The following is a 24,005-nucleotide window of genomic DNA, read 5'->3' as shown; positions in this document are numbered from 1 at the left end:
CGGTTGTGGACAACTCCCTCACCCGAACGAGCAGTTCCGCCCGTGCAGGGGTGCTGTTCTCCACAGCGTCACGGCAGTTCGAACCCGGGGTCCATGCCGCCCAGCGCCGTTGTGCACAGGCAGTCCCGCTCCTCGGTCGCCGGCAGCGCGGCCACCGCGTCGAACAGCACGCCCCGCAGCCGGTCCACATTCGCCGCGAACACCCGCAGCACCTCGTCGTGCGAGACGCCCTCGCCGGTCTCGGCGCCCGCGTCCAGGTCCGTGACCAGGGTCAACGACGTGTAGCAGAGCTCGAGTTCACGGGCGAGCGCCGCCTCGGGGTGGCCGGTCATACCCACCACGGACCAGCCCTGCGCCCGGTGCCACAACGATTCGGCACGCGTCGAGAAGCGCGGCCCCTCGATCACGACCAGGGTCCCGCCGTCCACCGCCTCCCAGTCCCGGCCGTGCGCGGCCTTCAGCGCGGCCGCCCGCCCGACGGGGCAGTAGGGGTCGGCCAGCGACACGTGCACCACGTTGGGCACGCCGCCGCCCGGCAGCGGCAGCCCGTCGAAGTACGTTCCCGCGCGGGACTTCGTACGGTCGACCAGCTGGTCCGGCACGAGCAGCGTGCCCGGCCCGTACTCGGGGCGCAGACCGCCCACCGCGCACGGACCGAGGACCTGGCGCGCCCCGACGGACCGCAGCGCCCACAGGTTGGCGCGGTAGTTGATCCGGTGCGGCGGCAGATGATGGCCGCGTCCGTGCCGGGGCAGGAAGGCGACCCGACGGCCCGCTATCTCACCGAGGAACAGGGAGTCACTGGGCGGCCCGTACGGGGTGTCCACCTGGATCTCGGTCACGTCGTCGAGGAACGAGTAGAAGCCCGAGCCGCCGATTACGCCGATCTCTGCGTTCGCCATGCCCCGCACACTAGCTGGACGCAGGGGCGGGCAGAGACGGGCTCCGGAAACACCGAGGACCCCGTCGTCGTACGACGACAGGGTCCCGTGAGTGTGTCTTTAAGCGGCGGAGGTGCTGCTGGAGGAGGTGCCGGTGCTCGACGACTTCGAGTCCGAGGACGACGACGTCGAGGTGGACGAAGAGGAGGTGGACGGCTTCGACGACGCCGGCGAGCTGCTCGACGAGGAGCCGCGGCTGTCGTTGCGGTAGAAGCCGGAGCCCTTGAAGACGATGCCGACTGCGGAGAACACCTTCTTGAGGCGGCCCTGGCAGTTGGGGCACTCGGTCAGGGCGTCGTCGGTGAACTTCTGCACCGCCTCGAGGCCCTCGCCGCACTCGGTGCACTGGTACTGGTAGGTCGGCACTGTCTTCCTCCTGGCACTCTCACTCATTGAGTGCTAACGAGGGTCCATAGTGACGTATTCCCGAGGATCAGTCCACCGTCACCGGCACGCGGTGACCGACGCCACGTGCGACGGTCCGGGTCCGGGGGCGCGTCGTCAGGCGTGACCGCAGGGCCAGCAAGGTCGCCAGGGCGAGCAGTGTGCCGACCATCGGGACGAGGAAACCCGCACCGTTCCAGAAGCGGTCCTCCAGCTGTCCTGCGGCCGTGACGGCGGCCGCCTGGCCGAGCGCCACCGCGCCGGTCAGCCAGGTGAAGGCCTCGGTACGGGCGCCGGCCGGCACCAGGCTCTCGACCAGCGTGTAACCGGTGATCAGCGCGGGCGCGATGCACATGCCGACCAGCAGACCCAGCCCGGCCAGCGCGAGCACCGAGTGCGCGGCCCACAATCCGGAGGCCACCAGCGCGAGCGCGCCGTATCCGACCACGAGGCGCCGCTGCGGAGCCGCCTTCCACGCGATGGCACCGCAGACGATCCCGGAGAGCATGTTGCCCGCGGCGAAGACGCCGTACAGGACACCGTTCAGACCGGGCTCGCCGATCGACTCGGTGAACGCGGCCAGCGAGACCTGCATACCGCCGAAGACGGAGCCGATGCCCAGGAACGTCACGATCAGCACACGCACGCCGGGCACACGCAGCGCGGAACCGTGCTCCACGCGCGCGTGCTTGTCGAGGGTGACCAGCGGCTGCGTGCTCTTCTGTGCGGCGAACAGCAGACCGCCGAGCAGGGTCAGCGCCGACTCCGTCAGCAGGCCCGCGGCCGGGTCGACGGCGGTGCACAGCGCGGTGGCCAGCAGCGGGCCGAAGACGAAGGTCAGCTCGTCCGTGACGGACTCGAACGCCGCCGCGGTGGTCATGAGGGGCGAGCCCTGGAGCTTCACGCCCCAGCGGGCGCGCACCATCGGACCGACCTGAGGCACCGAGGCGCCGGTGGGGACGGCCGCCGCGAACAGCGCCCACAGCGGGGCGTGCGAAAGCGCGAGCGCCGTCAGCGTCAGACCTGACACCGTGTGCACGAGCACGCCGGGGATCAGCACGGCGCGCTGCCCGTAGCGGTCGGCGAGGCGCCCGCTATAGGGCGCGAACAGCGCCATGGAGACGCCGGTGACGGCCGCGGCGGCGCCCGCGGCGCCGTACGAGCCGGTGGTGTGCTGCACGAGCAGCACGATGGAGATCGTCAGCATCGCGAACGGCTGACGCGCCGCGAAGCCGGGGAGCAGGAACGTCCAGGCGCCGCGCGTGCGCAGCAGCCGCCCGTATCCCGGGCGTGCGGTGACCGTGGATGCCACGGCCCGTGCCTTTCTGCCGCCTGGTAGCGCGCCTGTGCGGGGGCGCCGAGAGCTGTCCTCTTGCGCGCACTGCGGTAGATACCGGGCCCACTGCGGAGGGGCGTCTCGGCCGCCATACGGTCGCGCCAGCAATGCGTCAGGCAGAGTTGGTTCGATCAGAATGCGCCTTCATCGTACAGGGAGCAACGTCTGATGCGCCTGTGAAAACGAGCACCATGAGCCTCGTTCACCTGCGATTGTCGCGGGTGTGAACCGTACGAAACGCGCCCTTAACGACACAGGGGCCCTGGAGCGCGCGGCGCACATCGAGATCGCGCGCCCCCACGCAAGCCGTGCGCGCCCCCAGGGCACACGCCGCCGGGCGCACCCGCGCCCCCACCCTCGCGGTCACGCCACCCCCGTCAGTGCCGCGGCGTCTCCCCGTTCGTGCCCAGCCACCCGGCCAGCTTTCCGCCGTGCCCCACCGCACGCAGCCGCCGCTCCGCCGCGTCCCGCACGGGATCCGTGGCGACCACCAGCAGCTCGTCCCCGCGCCGCAGCACCGTGGTGGGCAGCGGAACGAACGATTTTCCATCGCGGACGACAAGGGTGACGGCGGCCCCGGCCGGCAGCCGCAGCTCGTTGACCTCGACGCCGTGCATCTTCGAGCCGTCGGGGATCGCGACGGACAGCAGGTGCCCGCGCAGCCGCTCCAGGGGCGCCGACTCGATGCCGAGGTCGGCGGCCTCCGCGTCCCCGCCCAGCCGCAGCTGGCGGGCGAGCCAGGGCAGCGTCGGACCTTGGACCAGGGTGTAGACGACGACCAGGACGAAGACGATGTTGAAGATGCGGCGGCTGCCGTCGACGCCGTTCACCATGGGGATCGTCGCCAGGATGATGGGTACGGCGCCGCGCAGCCCGGCCCAGGACATGAGGGTCTGCTCCTGCCATGGCACCCGGAACGGCGTGAGGCACAGCACGACGCTCAGGGGGCGCGCGACCATGGTCAGCACCAGGCCGATGACGAGGGCGGGCCACACGTCGTCGCCCAGCTCGTGCGGGGTGACCAGCAGGCCGAGCAGGACGAACATGCCGATCTGGGCGATCCAGCCGAGCCCCTCGGCGAAACCGCGTGTGGCCGGCCAGTGCGGCAGCTTGGCGTTGCCCAGCACCATGGAGGCGAGGTAGACGGCGAGGAAGCCGCTGCCGTGCGCCAGCGCGCCGGCCGCGTACGCCGTCACGGCGATCGCCATGACGGCGATCGGGTAGAGGCCGGAGGCGGGCAGCGCCACGTGCCTCAGGCCCCAGGAGCCCAGCCAGCCGACCGCGATGCCTATGGCGGCGCCGATGGCCAGTTCCAGGGTTATCTCGCCGAGGAGTACGTACCAGTGCTCGACCGGGCCCGCCGTGGAGAAGGCGACGACCAGGATGACCACGGGGGCGTCGTTGAAACCGGACTCGGCTTCCAGCGTGCCCGTCACGCGCGCGGGGAGGGGGATCTTGCGCAGCACGGAGAAGACCGCCGCCGCGTCCGTGGAGGACACGACCGCCCCGATGATGAGCGCCTGACGCCAATCCAGCCCGATGAGATAGTGCGCGGCCGTCGCCGTGACCCCCACGCTCACCGCGACCCCGACCAGCGCCAGCGCGGTCGCGGACGGCAGCGCCGGCTTGATCTCCTTCCACTTCGTGCCCAGTCCGCCCTCGGCCAGGATCACGACCAGGGCCGCGTATCCGATGACCTGGGTCAGCTCGGCGTTGTTGAAGTGGATGTCGCCGACGCCGTCCTGGCCCATGGCGACGCCGATGCCCAGATACACGAGCAGGCTGGGGAGCCCGCTGCGCGAGGAGATCCGGACCGCTGCGACGGCGACCAAGAGGACGAGCGAGCAGACGAGCAGAAGCTGGTTGAGGTCGTGGACGGTCAGCGGCTGTTCCCTTCCCTGGCTCACGGGCATCACGCGCGCGTGGGCTCACGTACATAGGACACGAAGAGGCGGTCCTCCGCACCCAAGTACTTCGTTACCTTACCTAACTCTTGACGATTTCTTGACACTCCTGAGGCAAGATCGAACGTCCGTCCGCGCTGGTACCCGACTCCGCGTCAAGTGGCGTCGGGCCCTGCGCCTATGGTTGCTCCAGCACTCCAGGACCGCCTGCCGCTCGCGTTAGGACAGCAAGGACAGCGATGCCCCCCAACACCACCGCCTCATCGGGTCAGAAGCCCGGCAAGTCCGGCAGGAAAAAGGGGCGCAAAGCCCGTCTGATCGTCCTTGTCCTGGTGCTGGCCATCATCGGGGGCGTCGCCTACGGGGCGTACTGGTCCATCAGCACCGTCCGTGCCTCCTTCCCGCAGACCAAGGGTTCGATCACGCTCGAGGGCCTGTCCGGACCGGTCGACGTGCAGCGCGACGGCTACGGCATCCCGCAGATCTACGCCTCCTCGGACGAGGACCTGTTCATGGCGCAGGGCTACGTCCAGGCGCAGGACCGGTTCTACGAGATGGACGTGCGCCGCCACATGACCTCCGGGCGCCTGTCGGAGATGTTCGGCAAGGGCCAGGTCAAGAACGACGAGTTCCTGCGCACGCTCGGCTGGGACCGGGTCGCGAAGAAGGAGTACGACACCAAGCTGTCGGCCTCCACCAAGAAGTACCTCCAGGCATACGCCAAGGGAGTCAACGCCTACCTGCAGGGCAAGGACGGCGAGGAGATCTCCCTCGAGTACGCGGCCCTGGGCTTCGCCAACGACTACAAGCCCGAGCAGTGGACCCCGGTCGACTCGGTGTCCTGGCTGAAGGCGATGGCCTGGGACCTGCGCGGCAACATGCAGGACGAGATCGACCGTGCCCTGCTCACCAGCCGCCTCGGCCCCAAGCAGATCGAGGACCTGTACCCGGACTACCCGTACAGCCGCAACAAGGCGATCGTCCAGGAGGGCCAGTACGACGAGCTGACCAAGACGTTCGAGCAGGGCGGCAGCACCTCGGGCACCGGCACCGGCACCGGCACGGGTACGGGCACCTCCACGGCGGGCGCCGGCGGCACCACGGGCACCGCGTCCGCCTCGGACGCCACAGGCCTCCAGAGCCAGCTCTCGGGCCTCTACGGAGTCCTGGAGGACCTTCCCGCCGCCGTCGGCGTGAACGGCAACGGCATCGGCTCGAACTCCTGGGTCGTCGGGGGCTCGCACACCATCACCGGCAAGCCGCTGCTGGCCAACGATCCGCACCTGTCGGCCTCGCTGCCGTCCGTCTGGTACCAGATGGGCCTGCACTGCCGCACCGTCTCCAGCAAGTGCCAGTACGACGTCTCCGGCTACACCTTCGCGGGCATGCCCGGCGTGGTCATCGGTCACAACCAGGACATCTCCTGGGGCATGACCAACTCCGGGGTCGACGTCACCGACCTCTATCTGGAGAAGCTCAGCAGCGACGGCTACCTGTACGACGACAAGGTGAAGCCCTTCACCACGCGCGAGGAGACCATCAAGGTCGCCGGCGGCGAGTCCAAGACGATCGTCGTCCGCGAGACCAACAACGGCCCGCTGCTGTCCGACCGCGACGACGAACTGGTCAAGGTCGGCAAGAAGGCCACCGTCGACGCCGCCGCCCCCGACCGCGGCGACGGCTACGGCATCTCCCTGCGCTGGACCGCCCTGGACCCGGGCACCTCCATGGACGCCGTGTTCGCGATGGACAAGGCGGCGGACTGGAACGACTTCCGCGCGGCCGCGGCCCTCTTCGACGTGCCGTCGCAGAACCTGGTCTACGCCGACACCAAGAACCACATCGGCTACACCCTCCCCGGCAAGATCCCCACGCGCGCGCAGGGCGTCGACGGCTCGATCCCGCAGCCCGGCTGGGACTCCAAGTACCGCTGGACCGGCTACATCCCGCAGGACCAGCTCCCCTACGAGTACGACCCCGCGCGCGGGTACATCGTCACCGCCAACCAGGCCGTGATCGACAAGAACAAGTACCCCTACACGCTCACCACCGACTGGGGATACGGCGCCCGCAGCCAGCGCATCACCGACCTGATCAAGTCGAAGATCGACGACGGCGGCAAGGTCTCCACCGACGACATGCGCCAGATGCAGCTGGACAACAGCAGCGAGATCGCCAAGCTGCTCGTGCCCCAGCTGCTGAAGATCGACATCGAGGACGAGGACGTCCGCGAGGCGCAGAAGCTGCTGGAGGGCTGGGACTACACCCAGGACGCCGACTCGGCGGCCGCCGCCTACTTCAACTCGGTCTGGCGCAACATCCTCAAGCTCGCCTTCGGCAACAAGCTGCCCAAGGAACTGCGGGTCAAGGGCCAGTGCCTGTGGGTCGACCCCGTCAACACCACCGGCCCCGCCGACGAGACGGAGAAGGTCCGCGAGTGCGGCCAGCGCGACGCCGACCAGGCGCAGCCGGACGGCGGCGACCGCTGGTTCGAGGTCGTGCGCAACCTCATGGACGACGAGAAGAGCGACTGGTGGAAGACGCCCGCCGGTGTGGGCGACCGCCCCAAGGCGGAGAACCGCGACCAGCTGTTCAAGCGCGCCATGATCGACGCCCGCTGGGAACTGACCGCCAAGCTCGGCAAGGACATCGACACCTGGAGCTGGGGCCGGCTGCACCGCCTGTTCCTGAAGAACCAGACGCTCGGCACCGACGGCCCCGGCATCGTGAAGTACGTCCTCAACCGCGGCCCCTGGAAGCTCAGCGGCGGCGAGGCCACCGTCAACGCGACCGGCTGGAACGCCGCCGGCGGCTACGGCGTCATCTGGGTGCCGTCGATGCGGATGGTGGTCAACCTCGCCGACCTCGACAAGTCGAAGTGGATCAACCTCACCGGCGCCTCCGGGCACGCCTACAGCGCCCACTACACCGACCAGACCAGCAAGTGGGTCAAGGGCGAGCTGCTGGACTGGTCCTTCTCGAAGGACGCGGTCGACAAGAGCACGAGCGACACACTCGTGCTGAAACCGTGAGCCACTGACGGCGAACCGTCGAACGGGCCCTCCACGCGCGCGTGGAGGGCCCGTTCGCATGCCGAGGGGCGCTGTGCACCCGCCGAGTGTTCAGGAGCCGCCGCTCACGTGCCGCGGCTCACGCGTCGTCCCGGAAGCGGCGCACGCCCGACGGCGTCACCACCGCGTGCACCGCCTGGTCGTGCGCCTCCTCCGGTACACGCTCGACGATCTCGGAGTCGTAGAGCAGCACGACCAGCGCGGGGTGTGCGCCCACGCGGTCCAGGCGCGCGAGCACCCGGTCGTACGACCCTCCGCCGCGCCCCAGCCGCATCCCGCGCGCGTCGACCGCCAGACCGGGCAGCAGCACGACGTCGGCGCCGGTCACGGCGTCCGGGCCCAGCCGCTCCCCGGACGGCTCGAAGAGGGCCATCTTGCCGCCGTGTTGGACGCGCGCGAGGGAGCCCGCTCCGGTGTACGCGCCCCAGTCCAGATCGTTGTCGGGCAGGAGCGCCGGGAGCAGGACGCGCACGCCCCGCGCGCGCAGCGCGTCCAGGAGCGCGAGCGTGCCGGGTTCGCTCCCCACCGAGACGTACGCCGCCACCGTGCGCGCCCGCGCCAGCTCGGGCAGCCCGAGCGCCTGTCCGGCCAGCGCGGTCGCGGCTTCTCGCACGTCATCGGCCGTCAACCTGTTCCTCACCGCGAGGAACTCTCGCCGCAACATTCGCTTGTCAGGCTCTCCAGGACGTCCGATGTGACTCAAAGGTCGCTCCCGTACCCTTCTAATACGCTCATATCAGAGCTAATTAACCGGAGCCTCAGATTCCCTGCAAAGGCACCGGATAAGGTTGCGGGCATGACTCAGTCTCACCCTCGGATCAGCAAGGCTGTCATCCCCGCAGCAGGTCTCGGCACCCGGTTCCTGCCGGCCACCAAGGCCACTCCCAAGGAGATGCTGCCGGTCGTCGACAAGCCGGCGATCCAGTACGTGGTCGAGGAGGCCGTCTCCGCGGGCCTCGACGACGTCCTCATGATCACGGGCCGCAACAAGCGGCCTCTCGAGGACCACTTCGACCGCAACTACGAGCTGGAATCGGCCCTTCAGAAGAAGGGTGACGCGAGCCGGCTCGCGAAGGTGCAGGAGTCCAGCGACCTCGCCACCATGCACTACGTCCGCCAGGGCGACCCCAAGGGTCTCGGTCACGCCGTCCTGTGCGCGGCGCCGCACGTGGGTCACGAGCCCTTCGCCGTCCTCCTCGGCGACGACCTGATCGACCCGCGCGACCCGCTGCTCAAGCGGATGGTCGAGGTCCAGGAGCGCCACGGCGGCAGCGTCATCGCGCTCATGGAGGTCGAGCCCGAGCAGATCCACCTCTACGGATGCGCCGCTGTCGACGCCACCGATGACGGCGACGTCGTCAAGGTGCACGACCTCGTCGAGAAGCCGTCCGCGGCCGACGCCCCGTCCAACTACGCGATCATCGGCCGCTACGTCCTCGACCCGCACATCTTCGACATACTGCGCAAGACCGAGCCCGGCCGCGGCGGCGAGATCCAGCTCACCGACGCCCTCCAGCAGCTCGCGGCGGACGAGAAGGTCGGCGGCCCGGTGCACGGCGTCGTCTTCAAGGGCCGCCGCTATGACACCGGCGACCGTGGTGACTATCTGCGTGCCATTGTCAGACTCGCGTGCGAACGTGAAGACCTGGGCCCGGACTTCCGGACCTGGCTTCGCAGTTACGTAGCCGAGGAGATGTAGCAACGTTGAGCAGCGCCGCGCCCCGCACCACCGGCCAGGACCACCTCTGGTCGGTGGACGAACACCTGGAGGACATCCTCGCGACCGTCCGCCCCCTCGAACCCATCGAGCTGCAACTCCTCGACGCCCAGGGCTGTGTCCTGGTCGAGGACGTCACGGTGCCGGTCTCGCTGCCGCCGTTCGACAACAGCTCCATGGACGGGTACGCGGTGCGGGTCGCGGATGTCGCGGGCGCGAGCGAGGAGTTCCCCGCCGTCCTGGACGTCGTCGGGGATGTCGCGGCGGGCCAGGCCGAGCTGCTCCACGTGGGCCCCGGCCAGGCCGCCCGCATCATGACCGGCGCCCCCATGCCGCCCGGCGCTGAGACCGTCGTACCGGTGGAATGGACCGACGGGGGCCTCGGCGAGGGGCCCGCGACCGGGATGCGCGCCCGCGCGCTGGCTCCCGAGGGCGCCGAGGGGCACGTGCACGTGTACCGGCCGGCCGAGGCACGCGCGCACGTACGCGCGAAGGGCAGCGATGTGAAGGCCGGCGACCGTGCCCTCGAGGCCGGCACCGTCCTCGGTCCGCCGCAGATCGCCCTGCTCGCCGCGATCGGCCGCGGCACCGTACGCGTGCGCCCGCGCCCCCGCGTGGTCGTCATGTCCACCGGCAGCGAGCTCATCCAGCCCGACGAACAACTGGGCCACGGCCAGATCTACGACTCCAACAGCTTCGCCCTCACCGCCGCCGCCCGCGACGCCGGCGCCATCGCCTACCGCGTCGGCGCCGTCGCCGACGACGCCGAGACCCTCCGCAACACCATCGAGGACCAGCTCGTCCGCGCCGACCTCATGGTCACGACGGGCGGTGTGAGCGTGGGGGCGTACGACGTCGTCAAGGAGGCGCTGTCGTCCGTCGGTGACGAGGACGAGGCCGGCAGCGGCATCGACTTCCGCAAGCTCGCCATGCAGCCCGGCAAGCCCCAGGGCTTCGGCTCCATCGGCCCCGACCACACGCCGCTCCTCGCGCTGCCGGGCAACCCTGTGTCGTCGTACGTCTCCTTCGAGCTGTTCGTCCGTCCCGCGATCCGAGCTCTCATGGGCCTGGAGGACGTGCACCGGCCGCGCGTGACCGCGAAGCTGACCGCCGACAAGGCGCTGACCTCGCCGAAGGGGCGCAGGCAGTTCCTGCGCGGGGCCTACTCCGACGGCACGGTGACCCCGGTCGGCGGCGCCGGTTCGCACCTGGTGGCGGCCTTGGCGCACGCGGACGCGCTGATCGTCGTCCCGGAGGACGTGGAGTCCGTCGAGCCCGGCACCGAGATCGAGGTGGTCCTGCTCGGCTGAGTGCTCCTGGTTGGCGGTACCGTGTCGCGCACAACAGGCCCGCGCGCCGCACCGCGAAGGGCCGGGACCCGGGAGCGCCGCACAGCATGAGTACGCAGGACCGACTGACCCACATCGACGAGGCGGGCGCCGCCCGCATGGTCGACGTATCCGACAAGGACGTCACCGCGCGCACCGCCCGCGCCAGCGGCCGGGTCCTCGTCTCGCCCCGGGTGATCGAGCTGCTGCGCGGCGAGGGCGTCCCCAAGGGCGACGCCCTCGCCACCGCGCGGATCGCGGGCATCATGGGCGCCAAACGCACCCCGGACCTGATCCCGCTGTGCCACCCGTTGTCGGTCTCGGGTGTGAAACTGGATCTGTCGGTCGCGGACGACGCCGTGGAGATCCTCGCCACCGTCAGGACGACGGACCGCACGGGCGTCGAGATGGAGGCCCTCACCGCGGTCTCCGTCGCCGCGCTCACCGTGATCGACATGGTCAAGGCGGTCGACAAGGGAGCGGTCATCACGGACGTACGGGTGGAGGAGAAGACGGGCGGCAAGTCGGGCGACTGGAGCCGGGCATGACGTATCGCGCTCTTGTGGTCACCGCCTCCAACCGGGCCGCCGCCGGGGTCTACGAGGACAAGGGCGGTCCGTTGATCGCCGCTGGTCTGAAAGGCTTCGGCTTCGACGTCGACGGGCCGCAGGTCGTGCCCGACGGGGACCCGGTCAAGGCGGCCCTGCGCGCCGCCGTCGACGCCGGATACGACGTCGTCGTCACCACCGGCGGCACCGGCATCTCGCCCACCGACCGCACCCCCGAGGCGACCCGCGCGGTGATCGACCACGAGGTGCCCGGCATCGCCGAGGCCATCAGGGCGTTCGGACGGGAGAAGGTGCCGGCCGCCGCGCTCTCGCGGGGCCTGGCCGGAGTGGCGGGACGGACCCTGATCGTCAACCTGCCGGGTTCCACCGGCGGAGTGAAGGACGGACTCGCCGTCCTGGAGCCCTTGTTGGTCCACGCCGTCGACCAGATCCGCGGAGGCGACCACCCCAGACCCGGGGCCGGCAGTGGGGGTGCGAGCTGAACAGCCCATCCTGGCCCGTCGTACTGGCGGACGGCGATGTCGTCCTCCGGCCCATAAAGGTGCGCGACCAGCGGGCGTGGCGCGAGGTCAACCGGCGCAACCGCGACTGGCTGCGCCCCTGGGAGGCGACCATTCCGCCGCCCACGCCCAGCGGGCCGATCGCGCACCGGCCGACGTACCGGCAGATGGTGCGCCACCTGCGGTCCGAGGCGAACGCGGGCCGGATGCTGCCGTTCGTCATCGAGTACCAGGGACGGCTCGTCGGGCAGTTGACCGTCGCCGGGATCACCTGGGGCTCGATGTGTTCGGGGCACGTCGGCTACTGGGTGGACGAGTCGGTGGCCGGCCGTGGAGTGATGCCGACGGCCGTGGCGCTCGTCGTGGACCACTGTTTCCGGACCGTCGGACTGCACCGCATCGAGGTCTGTATTCGCCCGGAGAACGGGCCCAGCCGTCGGGTCGTGGAGAAACTCGGATTCCGTGAGGAGGGGCTGCGGCCCCGTTATCTCCACATCGACGGGGCCTGGCGCGACCATCTCGTCTTCGCGCTCACCGCGGAAGAGGTACCGGAAGGGTTGCTCGGGCGGTGGCGGCGGGCACGCTCACAGAAGGCGTCGCAGAACACGCCCCGGAACCCGCAGAACACGCCGGGGAATCCCGCGTAGCCAGGGAAGAGGCCTCGGGATGCGACTCGGAGAATTGAATAAATGTTCGAAAATGATCGGGTGGCGATCGTCTCCGGGCATTAAATTCGCGGCTTCGGCGGCCTGCTGATCGCATCGGTCACAAAAAAAGCTCGAAATATCAGCCAGATCGTGCGACACACCGGCCCAATTGGCGGATGGCCTCACGCGAATCCCTCTACCGTGTGAGGCGTGAGCAGCAGCGGCCTCATCTACGCAGTCATTGTCGGGGCCTGGGCCGCCTACTTGGTGCCGATGTGGCTCCGTAGGCAGGACGAGCTGAACGAGGCCCGTCCGACGGAACGCTTCAGCACCGCCATCCGGCTGCTGTCCGGACGGGCGGGGATGGAGCGCCGGTACGCCAAGGACCTGCGGGCGCGCTCCACCGAGGAGGGGGAGCCCAGCGCCGTCGATCCGGATGCCGTCACCGACTCGGTGGACGTCCGGGCCTTTGCCATGCCTCCGACGCGCCCGCAAGTGCGCGCGGACGTGCGTGCGGAGGCGCAGGCGCCGGCGCGCAGGGAAGCGGCACGTGAACCGGCGCGCGAGAGGGCGGCCGACCCGGCCGCGCACGCCTCGGCCGCGCCCGCCCCGGCATCCGTCTCCGCCTCGGCGCCCGCATCCGGATCCGCTCCGGCGCGCAAGCAGGTGCCAGCGGCCCGGCGCACGCCCGCAGCAGAAGCCGCCGCGGCGCGCGCCCGGCGCACGAAGGCACTCGCACGCCGGAGGCGCACCACCGTGGTGCTCTTCATCGCCTTCACGCTCGGCGCGATCGTCGCGGCCGTCGGGGGGCTCGCGTTCCTGTGGGCGCCCGGCGTACCCGCCGTGCTGCTCAGCGGGTACATCGCCTACCTGCGCTCCCAGGAGCGCCGTCGCTTCGCCTACCAGATGGACCGGCAGCGGGCCGAGGCGGCGGCGCAGCGACTGAAGGAGCGCGCGCGCCAGCCGCGCCGGCGCCCGGCGGCCGAAGTGATCGACGCGGACGAACCGGACGAAGGACCAGAGCCGGGGCAGGACCCCGGGCTGTCGGCGCTCGCCGCCGACCGGCGCGCCCTCGTCGAGCAGACCGACCACGCGGAGTGGGTCGACCAGCAGCGCGAGCGGCAGCGCAGGCCGGGGCACGGGGACAGCTGGGAGCCGGTGCCGGTTCCTCTTCCGACGTATGTGACGGCGCCGGTCGCTCCACGGGCCACGTCGGACGTGGACCTCGGCGCGCCGGACGCGTGGAGTTCGGCGCGGTCCAGCTCGGTCGCCGGGGAGCGCGGGGAGCGGGAGGCGCGTGGCGCCGGTGCCGAGTCCGGTGCCGGCCAGGGCGGTGCGGCGGAGGACGCCGAGGCGGGGGAGCCGTCTCACGCCGAGGACAAGACGGAGGAGGGCGGGCGCAGTGATGCCCGCCGGGCCGCGTCCGCGCGACGGGCGCGCGAGCGGGGACGTACGCCCCTCTTCGATCAGTACGAGGACGGCGAGCGGCCGCGCGCGGCCAACGAGTAGGCGCGGCGGCCGCACGCGGCCGCGCCCTCCCGCCGCCTCGGGCGCTCACTCCCCAGCGCTCAGCTCGACCCAGGCGCCTCCTCGGGCGCCCGGTACGCCCCACCGCCGCGGCCACCCGTCCCACCTGTGGCTGTTGCGTCGCCGGGGACAGGGAACGGATTTCCAAGCACCCCGATCGGGGTGCTAAGGTTTCACTCGTTGCAAGGGCCTGTGGCGCAGTCTGGTAGCGCACCTCGTTCGCATCGAGGGGGTCTGGGGTTCAAATCCCCACAGGTCCACGCAGCATAGGGGCCCGTTCCTGATATCAGGAACGGGCCCCTTGCCATGCGTACGGCAGTGACGTACCGCAAGGGCGTCGGCTGATCCCGCGTCAGGACATCGTGGTGGCGTGGAGGGAGCCGAGCAGGGTGAGGGCGTGGGCGCTGGGGCTGTCGGGTTCGGCCTGGTAGACGACCAGTTGCTGGCCGGGGGCGTCGCGGACGTCGAGGGTCAGGTACGTGAGGGACAGAGCGCCGACGGCCGGGTGAAGGAAGTGCTTGGTGTCCTGGGTCTTGCCCTGGACGGCGTGGGTGTTCCAGAGGCGGGTGAAGTCCGGGCTGTGCTCGGTGAGGGCGCGGACGAGGTCCCGCAGGCGCGGGTTGTCCGGGTCGAGGCCGGCCGCCTGGCGCAGATGACCCACCGTGGCCTCGGCCGTGTGGTTCCACCGGCTGTAGAACCGACGGCCCGCGGGGTCCAGGAAGGCCATGCGGGCCAGGTTGTCCGCGGGCGCGAAGGGCGAGTGCAGGGCCTCTGCCAGGGCGTTGGCCGCCAGGACGTCCAGGGTCCGGTTGATGACGAACGCCGGGGCGCCCGGGTAGCCGTCCATCAGTTGGCGCAGGGCTGGGCCGACGCGGTCCGTGGTGGGGGTGAACTGGTTGCCGGGTACGGTCCCGGCCAGCTGGTGCAGATGTGCGTGGGCGTCGGCGTCCAGGCGCAGGGCGCGGCCGAGGGCGTCGAGTACGTGGGCCGAGGGGTGCCGTTCCCGCCCCTGTTCCAGGCGCGTGTAGTAGTCCGCGTTCACTCCGGCCAGGACGGCGACCTCCTCACGGCGCAGACCACTGACCCGGCGTACGCCATGGCTGACCACGCCGACGTCCTGGGGCCGCAGCCCCGCCCTGCGCGCGCGGAGGAACTCTCCCAGGTGGTTGTCGGTCATGTCCTCAGGCTAGGTCCCGGCCTGGGTGTGCTGCCTGGGTGCACCACACCCAGGCAGCACACGTCCTGGTAGGCGGTCCGCGGCCTCCCCAGACTCGGTCGGGCGGGACGGATCCGGTCCCGCTCCATGAAAGGGAGTAGAGGCATGACCGATACAGCCAAGGTCGTGGTGGTCACCGGAGCGAGCAGCGGGATCGGGGAGGCGACCGCCCGCCGGCTCGCCGCCGACGGGCACCGTCTGCTCCTCGGCGCGCGCCGCACCGATCGTCTCGCGACGTTGACCGAGGAGATCACCGCGGCGGGCGGTACCGCGGAGTTCCGGCGGCTGGACGTCACGGACGCCGCCGACGTCCGGGCCTTCGTGTCCGCCGCCCGCGAGCGCCACGGCCGGGTGGACGTGGTGGTCAACAACGCGGGCGTGATGCCGCTCTCGCCGCTGGAGGCGCTCAAGACCGACGAGTGGGACCGGATGATCGACGTGAACGTGCGAGGAGTCCTGCACGGCATCGCCGCCGCCCTGCCGGTGATGCGTGCGCAGGGCGGCGGGCACTTCGTGAACGTCGCCTCCGTGGGCGCGTACGAGGTCTCTCCCACCGCGGCCGTCTATTGCGCCACCAAGTTCGCCGTCCGCGCGATCTCCGAGGGACTGCGCCAGGAGTCCACCGGGAACGTCCGGGTCACCCTCGTCTCCCCGGGAGTGACCGAGTCCGAGCTGGCCGACAGCATCTCCGATCCCACCGCTCGCGAGGCCATGAAGGCCTACCGCGCGGTGGCGCTGCCCGCTTCCGCCATCGCCGAGGCCATCGCCTACGCCGTCGCGCAGCCGGCGGAGGTCGACGTCAACGAGATCGTGGTGCGCCCGGCGGCGAGCGCCCAGTGACGGAGCCCCGGCCGTGGCTAGGACTGCCGGCGCAGGGCATGTGCTGCCGGAAGCACCGCCGACACGACGGCGAGGAGCGCGCACGCGCCCGTGGCCGCGCCGAGTTCGGGCCAGGGCAAGCGGATGGCGGAGCGCGCTGACTGAAGGTCGAGGGCGCCCCATATGCCGCCGAGATTGAGGGCCGTCACCAGGAGGCCGAGGAGTGCGCCCACGGCGACCACCACCAGGGCTTCCGCGGCGACGAGGCGCAGCACCTGGCCGGTCGTGGCGCCCGTCAGACGCAGGGACGCGAACTCGCGCTTCCGGTCGGACGTCGCCATGAGCAGGGTGTTGGCGAGGGAGATGCCCGAGTACAGCAGCGCGATGCCCAGGACGAGGAGGAAGCCGAGGCGGGTCTTCTCGTCGGCGTCCGTGAAGGTGGCTGTCGGGTAAGCGGTGCGCAGCCACTCGTCGCGGGTGAGGACGGAGACGTCCGTGGCTCCCAGGGCCCTTCGTAGCCCCGCCGCCGTCCCTCCCTTCACCTCGACCCGGTCGACAGCGGCCCCGCGCGCGTTGGCCGGCGTGACGTACACCCCGTTGTCGCCCGTGCCGACCGGCATCACCGCGGCGATGCGCAGCGACCTGCGGGTGCCGTCGCCGAGCCAGACGGTGACCCGGCGGCCGACGTCGTGCTGCGCCCACTCCTCGTTGACGATGATCGAGTCGTCGTCGAGGCCGGTGACGTGGCCCGCCGTCAGAGGGAGGCGCGCGGTCGCCGCGAGCGCCCCCGGATCGGCCGCGCGCGCCTCGGACTTGATGAGGGCGACCCCCTCCTCCAGGACGTACACGGCGCTCGACGCGGTAGCCGAGACCTCGGTGCCCGGGAGCGCGCGCAGCCGGCGGAGCGTGTCCGGGGCGAAGCCGGTCGGTGACGTCAGTACGAAGTCGGAAGCGGTCCGCTCCCGCGCCTCCGTCGCCCTCGCCTCGTTCAGGGTCGCCGTGGCGCCCAGCAGCGAGCCCGTCAGGGCCACCGTGATCAGGACGGGGGCGGCGACGGCGGCCGTACGGCGCACAGCGGCTCCCGCGTTCGAGCGGACCAGCATGCCGCACGGGGCGAGGATCCTGGTCAGCGGGCGGACCAGGGCGGGGGCCAGCAGGGCCGTCGCCGTGATCAGGAGCATCGGGCGGCTGACGTACGTCTTGCGGTGCAGCAGGTCGCCCGGGTCCGTCAGCAGCGCGAGAACGAGGGTGACCGCGGCGGTGATCAGCAGGGCCGCCCCGCACAGCAGGCGGACGCGCGTCAGGGCGCGTTCGTCCACCGCCGCCTCGCGCAGTGCCTGGGTCGGCGCGGTCCGGCCCGCCCGCCAGGACGCGGCCACCGCCCCGCACAGCGCCACCGAAAGACCGGTCCAGAAGGCGAGATGGTACGGCCACACATGGTCGCCGATCGCGAACCAGGCCGGTGCGAGACCGTCGTCCACCACGCGCGCCGCCAGCCACGGGGCGGCGTACGCCCCCAGCGCGCAGCCCGCGGCGGACGCCGGTCCGCCGACGAGCAGCGCCTCCGTCAGCACCGCGCGCCGGATCTGGCCCGGCGTCGCGCCCGCCGTGCGCAGCAGGCCGAACTCCCGGCGGCGCTGGGCCACCGCGAAGGCGAAGGTCGACGCGACGACGAACACCGACACGAACCCGGCCACCCCACCCGCCGTGCCGAACAGCGCGTTCAGCGTCGTCAGCGCCTCGGCGTCCCGCTCGGGATCGGCGTCCGCGAGCCGGCGCTCGTCGCCGGTCAGCACCCGCGCGCGGCCGTCCACCGCGCGCCGTACCGCCGACGCGTCCGCCTCCACCACGAGCTGCGTACTCACCGGAGCCAGCGCGGCCGCCCGCGCATCCGTGTAGAACAGCGCGTTCTCGAAGCCCCGCGCGCCCACCGCACTCACCGTGCCGACCACGCGCACCACCCCGCGCCCCGTGCGCAGGCGCTGTCCCACCGTCGCCCCGCCGTCCGTGGCCACGACCTCGTCCGCGGCGCGGGGCGCGCGGCCCGCGGTCAGTTCGTACGGTGCGAAGGCCGCGGTCGACCATGGGTGCCCCACCAGGTCGCCGCGTACGACGAACGTGCGGTCCTCCGTGACCTTGCCCAGCTTCCGCAGCGCCGCCACCGTTCCCGCCGGCACCGACCGCGGGTGGGCCAGCCTCTGGGTGCGGTCGCCGATGGGGGTCGGTACGTGCAGTGTGTCCTGGCCCTTCACCACGACCGGGGCCGCGGCGAAGCGTTCCGGCGCGCGCTCGGGGGCGTCCAGGGAGGAGGCGAGGGCCAGGCCCATCACGGCGATCAGGCCGACCCCGAGGGACAGCGCGACAAAGCTGCCGATGAAGGCGGTCCAACGGGAGCGCAGGGTACGCAGGGCGAGCATCAGCACGGGAGAGCCTCCGAAGCACCAGCCTCCGAGGCACCGGCCTCCGTCTCACCGGCCGCCGACGCCCCCGTCTCCAGCGCCGTCATACGCGCCGCGATCTCCCCCGCCGGCGCCCCCACCACCTCCCCGTGCACACGCCCGTCGACCAGGAAGACCACGCGGTCGGCGTACGACGCGGCCACCGGATCATGCGTGACCATCACGATCGTGCGCTCCTCGGTGTCGACCAGTGAGCGCAGCAGGGACAGCACCTCACGCCCGGTGGCGGAGTCCAGCGCACCCGTCGGCTCGTCCGCGAACAGCACTTCGGGGCGGGTGATCAGCGCGCGGGCCAGGGCGACGCGCTGCTGCTGGCCGCCGGACAGCTGGGCCGGCCGGTGCCGGGTCCGTTCGCCGAGCCCCACCCGCCGCAACGCCTCACGCGCGCGTGCCTTCGATACGCGCCGACCGGCCAGCCGCAGCGGCAGGACGACGTTCTGTTCGGCGGTCAGGGAGGGCAGGAGGTTGTACGACTGGAAGACGAAGCCGATGCGTTCGCGGCGCAGCAGGGTCAGCCGTCGTTCGCTCAGCCCGGTCAGTTCCGTGCCGCCGATCCGCACCGAGCCCGACGTCGGCCGCTCCAGTCCGGCCGCGCACTGCAACAGCGTCGACTTGCCGGAGCCGGACGGGCCCATGACGGCGGTGAAGGTGCCCCGTCCGAAGCCGAGCGAGACACCGTCGAGCGCGGTCACACCGCCGTCGCCCTCGCCGTACCGCCGGACGACGGAGGTCAGCCGGATCGCGTGGTCTGTCATCTGCCCTCATCAAGTCCGCAGAAGGCCGACGGCCCTCATTAAGTCGAAGCGAGCTCCACGAAACCGCGCCGGCACCCCCCGAATCAGTGCGGCAGGACCGAGACTTGGGGTAGGGCCAGGCATACCCCCGGATGTCTGTCCGGACGGATTACGTCCGCCCGTACCCGCCTCCTACCGTGATCTCCATGACGGTGTGGCAGGCGCTGAGCAGGCGTGGATATCTCGGGTCGGCATGGCCGTGGCGTGCGGTCGCGTTCCTGGCGAGCGGGGCGGTGTTCGGGGCGGTCGTGCTGGTGGTGATCGTCGCGGGGGCCGTCGTGGGCGGCGCGACGGCCGTCGCACTCGTCGGGCTGCCGCTGCTTGTGCTTACCGCGCTGTGCGGGATCCCGGTGGCCGCCGTCGAGCGGTGGCGGCTGCGGCTGGCGGGGGTGGGGCCGGTGCCGCTCGCGGAGCACCGGGTGCCCGACGCGCCCGGGCTCACCAGGTGGCTCACCGTGCGGCTCACAGAGGCCGCCACCTGGCGGGAGTTGGCGTACGCCGTGCTGCTCGGACTCGTGCTGTGGCCGCTGGACGCGCTCGTCGTGGCCTTCGCCGCCGGAGTGCCGCTGTTCCTGCTGGCCACGCCGTTGCTGGTCGCCGTCGACGGCGAGGCGAAGGTCGTCAAGCTGTGGACGGTCGACACCTGGCCGGCCGCCTTCGGGGTCGCGGCGGCCGGGGTGGCGTTGCTGGTGGTGGGGGCGTACGTGCTCGGGTTGGGCGCCGGGGCCCGCGCCGAGGTCGCGAAGGCGCTGCTGGGCGCCTTTGGGGACAGTGAGCGGGTCACCGAACTCGTGCGCTCCCGTGTCCGGTTGGTGGACGCCTTCGAGGCGGAACGGCGCCGTATCGAGCGCGATCTGCACGACGGCGCCCAGCAGCGCCTCGTCGCCCTCACCATGACGCTCGGCCTCGCCCGCCTGGACGCCCCGCCCGGTGGTCCGCTCGCCGATCAGCTCGCCAAGGCGCACGGTGAGGCCGAGAAGGTCCTCGCCGAGCTCCGCGAGCTCATCCACGGCATCCACCCCAAGGTCCTCGCCGACTACGGCCTCGAAGCCGCCGTCGCGGACGCGGCCGACCGGAGCGCGGTCCCGGTGGACGTGGAGCTGGACCTCCCGGAGCGGCTGCCCCAACCCGTCGAGACCGCCGCGTACTTCGTGGTCTGCGAGGCGCTCGCCAACGCCGCCAAGCACAGCGGGGCGAGCCGGGTGACCATCGGCGGCGGACACCAGGACGGACGGCTGACGCTCCACATCCGCGACGACGGACACGGCGGCGCCACCAGCGCGAACGGCACCGGGCTCACCGGTCTCGCCGACCGGGTGTCAGTGCTCGATGGCAGACTCTCCCTGTCCAGCCCGCCGGGTGGACCGACCCTGCTGCGAGTGGAGATCCCTTGCCGGCCGACCGAGCCCCGCGCCTAGTCCTCGCCGAGGACAGCGTGCTGCTGCGCGACGGACTCGTCGGGCTGCTCACGCGGTTCGGGTACGACGTGGTCGCGGCCGTCGGCGACGCGGACGCGCTCCTCGCGGCCGCCACCGAGCACACACCCGACGTGGTCGTCACGGACGTCCGGATGCCGCCCGGCTTCCAGGACGAGGGGCTGCACGCGGCCGTGAAACTGCGCGAGGAGCGGCCCGGGCTGCCGGTGCTGGTGCTCAGCCAGTACGTACAGCGGGCGTACGCCGCCGAGCTCCTCGACTCCGGCGACGGGACCGGTGTCGGCTATCTGCTCAAGGACCGGGTGGGCCAGGTCGAGGAGTTCGTGGACGCGCTGCGGGAGGTGGCGGCCGGGGGCACGGTCGTGGACCCCGAGGTCGTACGGCAACTGCTGCGCCGCCGCCGGGATCCGCTCGCCCGGCTCAGCCCGCGCGAGCGGGAGGTGCTGGCGCTGATGGCCGAGGGCAAGTCGAACGGCGCGATAGCCAAGGCGCTGGTGGTGTCGGACGCGGCCGTCGGCAAGCACATCGGCTCGATCCTCACCAAGCTGGACCTGCCGCCGGCGGACGACACCCACCGGCGGGTGCTGGCGGTGCTCGCGTACCTCAGGAGCTGATCCCCGCGGGCTTCTCAGAGGGCCTTCGCGAAGCAGCGGCTCGACTCGTGGTGCCGGTAGTAGCCGAACTTCTCGCACGGCTCGTAGCCGCTGGAGGTGTACAGCGCGATGGCCTCCGGCTGCTTGTCGCCGGTCTCCAGGACCATGCGGACCCGGCCCGCCGCCCGCGCGTCCTCCTCCAGCGCCGCCAAGATGCGCCGGGCGAGCCCTCTGCCGCGCGCCTGCTCTATGACGTACATCCGCTTGACCTCGGCGTCTCCGTCGCGGTTGCCCTCCTCGTTGGCGTCCTGGACCCGCCAGCCGCCGGTGGCGACGGGGGCGTCGCTCTCGTCGTAGGCGATGAGGTACGCGCCGTTCGGAGGCTCGAAATGCGCCGGGTCCATGTGCGTGGCGTCGCCGTCGTCGCCGTAGCGGACGGCGTACTCGGCCTGGACCTGGTCGTTGAGCTTCACGGCGTCGGGGTGGTCGAAGGAGACGCGACGGATATCCATGCTTCCTACCGTATATCAATACATTCCAGAACGGGATCCAGTCCAGTCTGCCGGTATCGTGCCGGAGTGCTCACTGTGACCTCTGTGAATGTGAACGGACTGCGCGCCGCCGCGAAGAAGGGCTTCGTGGAGTGGCTCGCGGACACCTCCGCCGATGTGCTCTGCCTCCAGGAGGTGCGCGCCGAGCCGCAGCAGCTGCCCGAGGAGGTCCGCACCCCCGACGGCTGGCACGTGGTGCACGCGCCCGCCGCCGCCAAGGGCCGCGCCGGCGTCTCCCTCTACACCCGCCGCGAGCCCGACCGCGTCCGGATCGGCTTCGGCTCGTCCGAGTTCGACACCAGCGGCCGCTACGTCGAGGCCGACCTCCCCGGTGTGACGGTCGCCTCCCTCTACCTCCCCTCCGGCGAGGTCGGCACCGAGCGCCAGGACGAGAAGGTCCGCTTCATGGACGAGTTCCTGGCCTACCTCAAGGACCTGCGCGAGCGCGCCGCCGCCGACGGCCGCGAGGTCGTCGTCTGCGGCGACTGGAACATCGCCCACCAGCCGGCCGACCTGAAGAACTGGCGCGCCAACCAGAAGAACTCCGGGTTCCTGCCGGAGGAGCGGGAGTGGCTGACGCGGGTCTTTGACGCGGCCGACGGGGGGTACGTCGATGTCGTGCGGGCGCTGCATCCCGATGTCGAGGGGCCGTACTCGTGGTGGTCGTATCGGGGGCGGGCCTTCGAGCGGGATACGGGTTGGCGGATCGATCTCGCCGTCGCGACCCCGGGGCTTGCCGACAAGGCGGTCAAGGCATTCGTGGAGCGGGCCGCGAGCCATGACGAGCGGTGGTCAGATCATGCTCCTGTGACGGTCGTCTTCGACAAGTGACATGGGGTGTGGGGGTGTGCCGACATCTTTCTCACCCCCACACGTGTTGCAGGGCGGATCAGGAATGCGACCGGACTGTGAACGTCAAGCGGGCGGTGTCGGGTCCGGCCAGCCGCTCGGGTCCGCCGCCTGATCGCCCCTTGGCGACTGTGACGTGAACTCTGTCCCTGAGGAGTTGCTCCCGGGTCACTTCGCCGTCCACGGCGAACGCCTCGCGGTAGCGGCTGACGGTGTATTCGTCGAGCCAGCTGGCGCGCATGGCTGCGGGTGCGGGGCAGGTCGCGCCACGAGCAGAGGCGCGGCAGACGTAGTCGCCGTACGCATAGGTCTTCCGTGTGGCGAAGTACATGCGGCCACCGCACCCGGCGCAGTGTGCGACTCCGATGAGCAGCGACGTCTCCCGGCGTTTGAAGTGGGTGCCGTTCGAGCGGGCGTTGAGAACGTCCTGAAGAGTCTGGAACTCCTCTTCGGTGAGCACCGGAGGGCCGATCAGCACGGGTGCGCCCGTGGTGTCACGGACCGTCTGGCCCTTGTGCACCCGGTGGCCCATCAGTGCCGGGGTGCGCAGGATTTTGCACAGACTGCCGACTGTCCAGCGGAACCGGTCGAAGTCGCGTCCGTGCCGTCGCCCACCCGTGGGGCGCCCCTGAAGTTGGGCGTGGCGGTCGCGTGGCACCAGAACGCCAGCGGTTTCCAGTTTGTGGGCGATGGCGACCAGGGACAGCCCAGAGTGAACGTCGTCCACGATCGCCCGCACAACGGGGACGGTCTCCGGGTCGGGGGCGAGACACCAGCCGACGCCGGAGGGATGGGGCGCCTTCCGGTACCCGAACGGCACAAGGCCGCCGCCGTATCGGCCCTTCGCGCGTAGCGCTTCGTGGGCGCCGGTGAGTCGGGCGGAAAGGGCTCGAGCCTCCTGCTCGGCGACGTAGGCCAGGTTCATGCAGCGGCGAATGGCGTCGCCGCCTGCCTGTGGCGTCACAACGATTGGCTGACGCTCTTCAGGCATTCCGAAGACCAGCGTCGTCGCACGCTGTTGGCCCCACTCGATCAGCTCGGACATGTGGGCGACGGAGCGCACGGCACGGTCCACGTGTGACCACACGATGGCGTCGTAGTCGTCCGGGCGTTGCAGCCAAGGCGACAGTGACGGCCTCTCGAACGGAGACATCTTGCGTGCGGAGACCCCAAGGTCTGCGGCTTCGGCGAGCAAGGTGAAGCCCAGCTGCTCGGCGCGCATTCGGATGCAGGCGCGCTGTCTGTCTGGCGAGGTGGTCACTCCAGTCAGGTTGCTGAGACGCACGGCTCCAAGAGCTCGCGGTGTTCGGTGGGGCTAGGCTTGGGCATGTCGGCGCTCCGTGAAGTGTCGGCCACACCCCGGG

General features: G+C 71.2%; 21 protein-coding genes and 1 tRNA gene. 12 read left to right on the top strand and 10 right to left on the bottom strand.

Features of this window, described 5'->3' with window-relative positions; translation table 11 throughout:
* Nucleotides 1-68: 68 nt before the first annotated feature.
* From ACFY0U_RS13645 to ACFY0U_RS13630, 4 genes are all read right to left on the bottom strand, one after another.
* On the bottom strand, nt 69-902 hold the full coding sequence (locus ACFY0U_RS13645; protein ID WP_388634701.1) for an S-methyl-5'-thioadenosine phosphorylase: 834 nt from the start codon (nt 900-902) through the stop codon (nt 69-71).
* A gap of 99 nt (nt 903-1,001) precedes the next feature.
* Complete coding sequence (locus tag ACFY0U_RS13640) at nt 1,002-1,307, bottom strand: FmdB family zinc ribbon protein (RefSeq protein ID WP_388634699.1); 306 nt, start codon at nt 1,305-1,307, stop codon at nt 1,002-1,004.
* Nucleotides 1,308-1,374: 67 nt separating this feature from the next.
* Complete coding sequence (locus ACFY0U_RS13635; RefSeq protein WP_388634697.1) at nt 1,375-2,637, bottom strand: MFS transporter; 1,263 nt, start codon at nt 2,635-2,637, stop codon at nt 1,375-1,377.
* Between the two features lie 401 nt (nt 2,638-3,038).
* Entirely contained in the window at nt 3,039-4,574 is a 1,536-nt protein-coding gene (locus ACFY0U_RS13630; RefSeq protein ID WP_388634695.1) for a potassium/proton antiporter, read from the bottom strand.
* 230 nt (nt 4,575-4,804) lie between these two features.
* On the opposite strand from ACFY0U_RS13630, the gene ACFY0U_RS13625 reads away from it, so the two are divergent.
* Nucleotides 4,805-7,597, top strand: coding sequence for a penicillin acylase family protein (locus ACFY0U_RS13625; RefSeq protein ID WP_388634693.1), 2,793 nt, complete (start codon nt 4,805-4,807; stop codon nt 7,595-7,597).
* Nucleotides 7,598-7,715: 118 nt separating this feature from the next.
* Here ACFY0U_RS13625 and ACFY0U_RS13620 read toward each other — a convergent pair whose 3' ends face one another.
* On the bottom strand, nt 7,716-8,300 hold the full coding sequence (locus ACFY0U_RS13620; protein ID WP_388634691.1) for a 5-formyltetrahydrofolate cyclo-ligase: 585 nt from the start codon (nt 8,298-8,300) through the stop codon (nt 7,716-7,718).
* 132 nt (nt 8,301-8,432) lie between these two features.
* On the opposite strand from ACFY0U_RS13620, the gene galU reads away from it, so the two are divergent.
* The 7 genes from galU (at nt 8,433) to ACFY0U_RS13585 (ending at nt 14,184) form a co-directional block, all read left to right on the top strand.
* Nucleotides 8,433-9,335 (top strand): UTP--glucose-1-phosphate uridylyltransferase GalU, encoded by a 903-nt coding sequence (gene galU, locus ACFY0U_RS13615; RefSeq protein ID WP_388634689.1) that lies wholly within the window; start codon nt 8,433-8,435, stop codon nt 9,333-9,335.
* Between the two features lie 5 nt (nt 9,336-9,340).
* Nucleotides 9,341-10,663: a gephyrin-like molybdotransferase Glp gene (glp, locus tag ACFY0U_RS13610; RefSeq protein WP_388634687.1), complete on the top strand. Its 1,323-nt coding sequence runs from the start codon at nt 9,341-9,343 to the stop codon at nt 10,661-10,663.
* A gap of 86 nt (nt 10,664-10,749) precedes the next feature.
* Nucleotides 10,750-11,229 carry a cyclic pyranopterin monophosphate synthase MoaC gene (gene moaC / locus ACFY0U_RS13605; protein ID WP_353695155.1) on the top strand — a complete coding sequence of 160 codons (480 nt, stop codon included), beginning with the start codon at nt 10,750-10,752 and terminating at the stop codon, nt 11,227-11,229.
* Nucleotides 11,226-11,732 (top strand): molybdenum cofactor biosynthesis protein B, encoded by a 507-nt coding sequence (locus tag ACFY0U_RS13600; protein WP_388634685.1) that lies wholly within the window; start codon nt 11,226-11,228, stop codon nt 11,730-11,732. Before moaC ends, ACFY0U_RS13600 begins: the two co-directional genes overlap by 4 nt.
* Entirely contained in the window at nt 11,729-12,397 is a 669-nt protein-coding gene (locus ACFY0U_RS13595; protein WP_388635350.1) for a GNAT family N-acetyltransferase, read from the top strand. The genes ACFY0U_RS13600 and ACFY0U_RS13595 overlap by 4 nt, the downstream gene beginning before the upstream one ends.
* A 210-nt stretch (nt 12,398-12,607) precedes the next feature.
* Nucleotides 12,608-13,906 (top strand): gephyrin-like molybdotransferase receptor GlpR, encoded by a 1,299-nt coding sequence (gene glpR, locus ACFY0U_RS13590; RefSeq protein WP_388634683.1) that lies wholly within the window; start codon nt 12,608-12,610, stop codon nt 13,904-13,906.
* 204 nt (nt 13,907-14,110) lie between these two features.
* Nucleotides 14,111-14,184 (top strand) — tRNA-Ala (locus ACFY0U_RS13585).
* A 92-nt stretch (nt 14,185-14,276) separates the two neighbouring features.
* Here the strand turns inward: ACFY0U_RS13585 and ACFY0U_RS13580 are convergent.
* A complete protein-coding gene (locus ACFY0U_RS13580; RefSeq protein WP_388634681.1) occupies nt 14,277-15,101 on the bottom strand; it encodes a helix-turn-helix transcriptional regulator in 825 nt (274 codons plus the stop codon).
* Between the two features lie 144 nt (nt 15,102-15,245).
* Between ACFY0U_RS13580 and ACFY0U_RS13575 the strand changes: the two genes are divergently transcribed.
* Entirely contained in the window at nt 15,246-15,980 is a 735-nt protein-coding gene (locus ACFY0U_RS13575) for an SDR family oxidoreductase (protein WP_388634679.1), read from the top strand.
* A 17-nt stretch (nt 15,981-15,997) separates the two neighbouring features.
* Here the strand turns inward: ACFY0U_RS13575 and ACFY0U_RS13570 are convergent, their stop codons facing one another.
* Both ACFY0U_RS13570 and ACFY0U_RS13565 read right to left on the bottom strand, forming a co-directional pair.
* Nucleotides 15,998-18,382, bottom strand: coding sequence for an ABC transporter permease (locus tag ACFY0U_RS13570; RefSeq protein WP_388634677.1), 2,385 nt, complete (start codon nt 18,380-18,382; stop codon nt 15,998-16,000).
* A complete protein-coding gene (locus ACFY0U_RS13565) occupies nt 18,376-19,173 on the bottom strand; it encodes an ABC transporter ATP-binding protein (protein WP_388634675.1) in 798 nt (265 codons plus the stop codon). The genes ACFY0U_RS13570 and ACFY0U_RS13565 overlap by 7 nt, the downstream gene beginning before the upstream one ends.
* 176 nt (nt 19,174-19,349) lie before the next feature.
* On the opposite strand from ACFY0U_RS13565, the gene ACFY0U_RS13560 reads away from it, so the two are divergent.
* Both ACFY0U_RS13560 and ACFY0U_RS13555 read left to right on the top strand, forming a co-directional pair.
* On the top strand, nt 19,350-20,630 hold the full coding sequence (locus ACFY0U_RS13560; protein WP_388634673.1) for a sensor histidine kinase: 1,281 nt from the start codon (nt 19,350-19,352) through the stop codon (nt 20,628-20,630).
* Complete coding sequence (locus ACFY0U_RS13555) at nt 20,603-21,262, top strand: response regulator (RefSeq protein ID WP_388634671.1); 660 nt, start codon at nt 20,603-20,605, stop codon at nt 21,260-21,262. The genes ACFY0U_RS13560 and ACFY0U_RS13555 overlap by 28 nt, the downstream gene beginning before the upstream one ends.
* Nucleotides 21,263-21,276: 14 nt before the next feature.
* Here the strand turns inward: ACFY0U_RS13555 and ACFY0U_RS13550 are convergent, their stop codons facing one another.
* A complete protein-coding gene (locus ACFY0U_RS13550; protein ID WP_388634669.1) occupies nt 21,277-21,753 on the bottom strand; it encodes a GNAT family N-acetyltransferase in 477 nt (158 codons plus the stop codon).
* A gap of 66 nt (nt 21,754-21,819) precedes the next feature.
* Between ACFY0U_RS13550 and ACFY0U_RS13545 the strand changes: the two genes are divergently transcribed.
* Entirely contained in the window at nt 21,820-22,623 is an 804-nt protein-coding gene (locus tag ACFY0U_RS13545; RefSeq protein WP_388634667.1) for an exodeoxyribonuclease III, read from the top strand.
* Nucleotides 22,624-22,681: 58 nt separating this feature from the next.
* Here the strand turns inward: ACFY0U_RS13545 and ACFY0U_RS13540 are convergent, their stop codons facing one another.
* A complete protein-coding gene (locus ACFY0U_RS13540; RefSeq protein ID WP_388634665.1) occupies nt 22,682-23,902 on the bottom strand; it encodes a recombinase family protein in 1,221 nt (406 codons plus the stop codon).
* Between the last annotated feature and the right edge of the window lie 103 nt (nt 23,903-24,005).

This window comes from Streptomyces sp. NPDC001536 (assembly GCF_042894505.1).
GTDB lineage: Bacteria > Actinomycetota > Actinomycetes > Streptomycetales > Streptomycetaceae > Streptomyces.
The sequence above is the reverse complement of the archived record's forward strand: the minus strand, read 5'-3'. Positions and strand labels throughout refer to the sequence as shown.

What these genes read in the sequence shown, in the direction of transcription:
- ACFY0U_RS13645 (WP_388634701.1), bottom strand. Translation starts at nt 902, where the DNA reads ATGGCGAACGCAGAGATCGGCGTAATCGGCGGCTCGGGCTTCTACTCG.
- ACFY0U_RS13600 (WP_388634685.1), top strand. Translation starts at nt 11,226, where the DNA reads ATGACGTATCGCGCTCTTGTGGTCACCGCCTCCAACCGGGCCGCCGCC.
- ACFY0U_RS13625 (WP_388634693.1), top strand. Translation starts at nt 4,805, where the DNA reads ATGCCCCCCAACACCACCGCCTCATCGGGTCAGAAGCCCGGCAAGTCC.
- moaC (WP_353695155.1), top strand. Translation starts at nt 10,750, where the DNA reads ATGAGTACGCAGGACCGACTGACCCACATCGACGAGGCGGGCGCCGCC.
- galU (WP_388634689.1), top strand. Translation starts at nt 8,433, where the DNA reads ATGACTCAGTCTCACCCTCGGATCAGCAAGGCTGTCATCCCCGCAGCA.
- ACFY0U_RS13630 (WP_388634695.1), bottom strand. Translation starts at nt 4,574, where the DNA reads ATGCCCGTGAGCCAGGGAAGGGAACAGCCGCTGACCGTCCACGACCTC.
- ACFY0U_RS13565 (WP_388634675.1), bottom strand. Translation starts at nt 19,173, where the DNA reads ATGACAGACCACGCGATCCGGCTGACCTCCGTCGTCCGGCGGTACGGC.
- ACFY0U_RS13620 (WP_388634691.1), bottom strand. Translation starts at nt 8,300, where the DNA reads ATGTTGCGGCGAGAGTTCCTCGCGGTGAGGAACAGGTTGACGGCCGAT.
- ACFY0U_RS13575 (WP_388634679.1), top strand. Translation starts at nt 15,246, where the DNA reads ATGACCGATACAGCCAAGGTCGTGGTGGTCACCGGAGCGAGCAGCGGG.
- ACFY0U_RS13580 (WP_388634681.1), bottom strand. Translation starts at nt 15,101, where the DNA reads ATGACCGACAACCACCTGGGAGAGTTCCTCCGCGCGCGCAGGGCGGGG.
- ACFY0U_RS13550 (WP_388634669.1), bottom strand. Translation starts at nt 21,753, where the DNA reads ATGGATATCCGTCGCGTCTCCTTCGACCACCCCGACGCCGTGAAGCTC.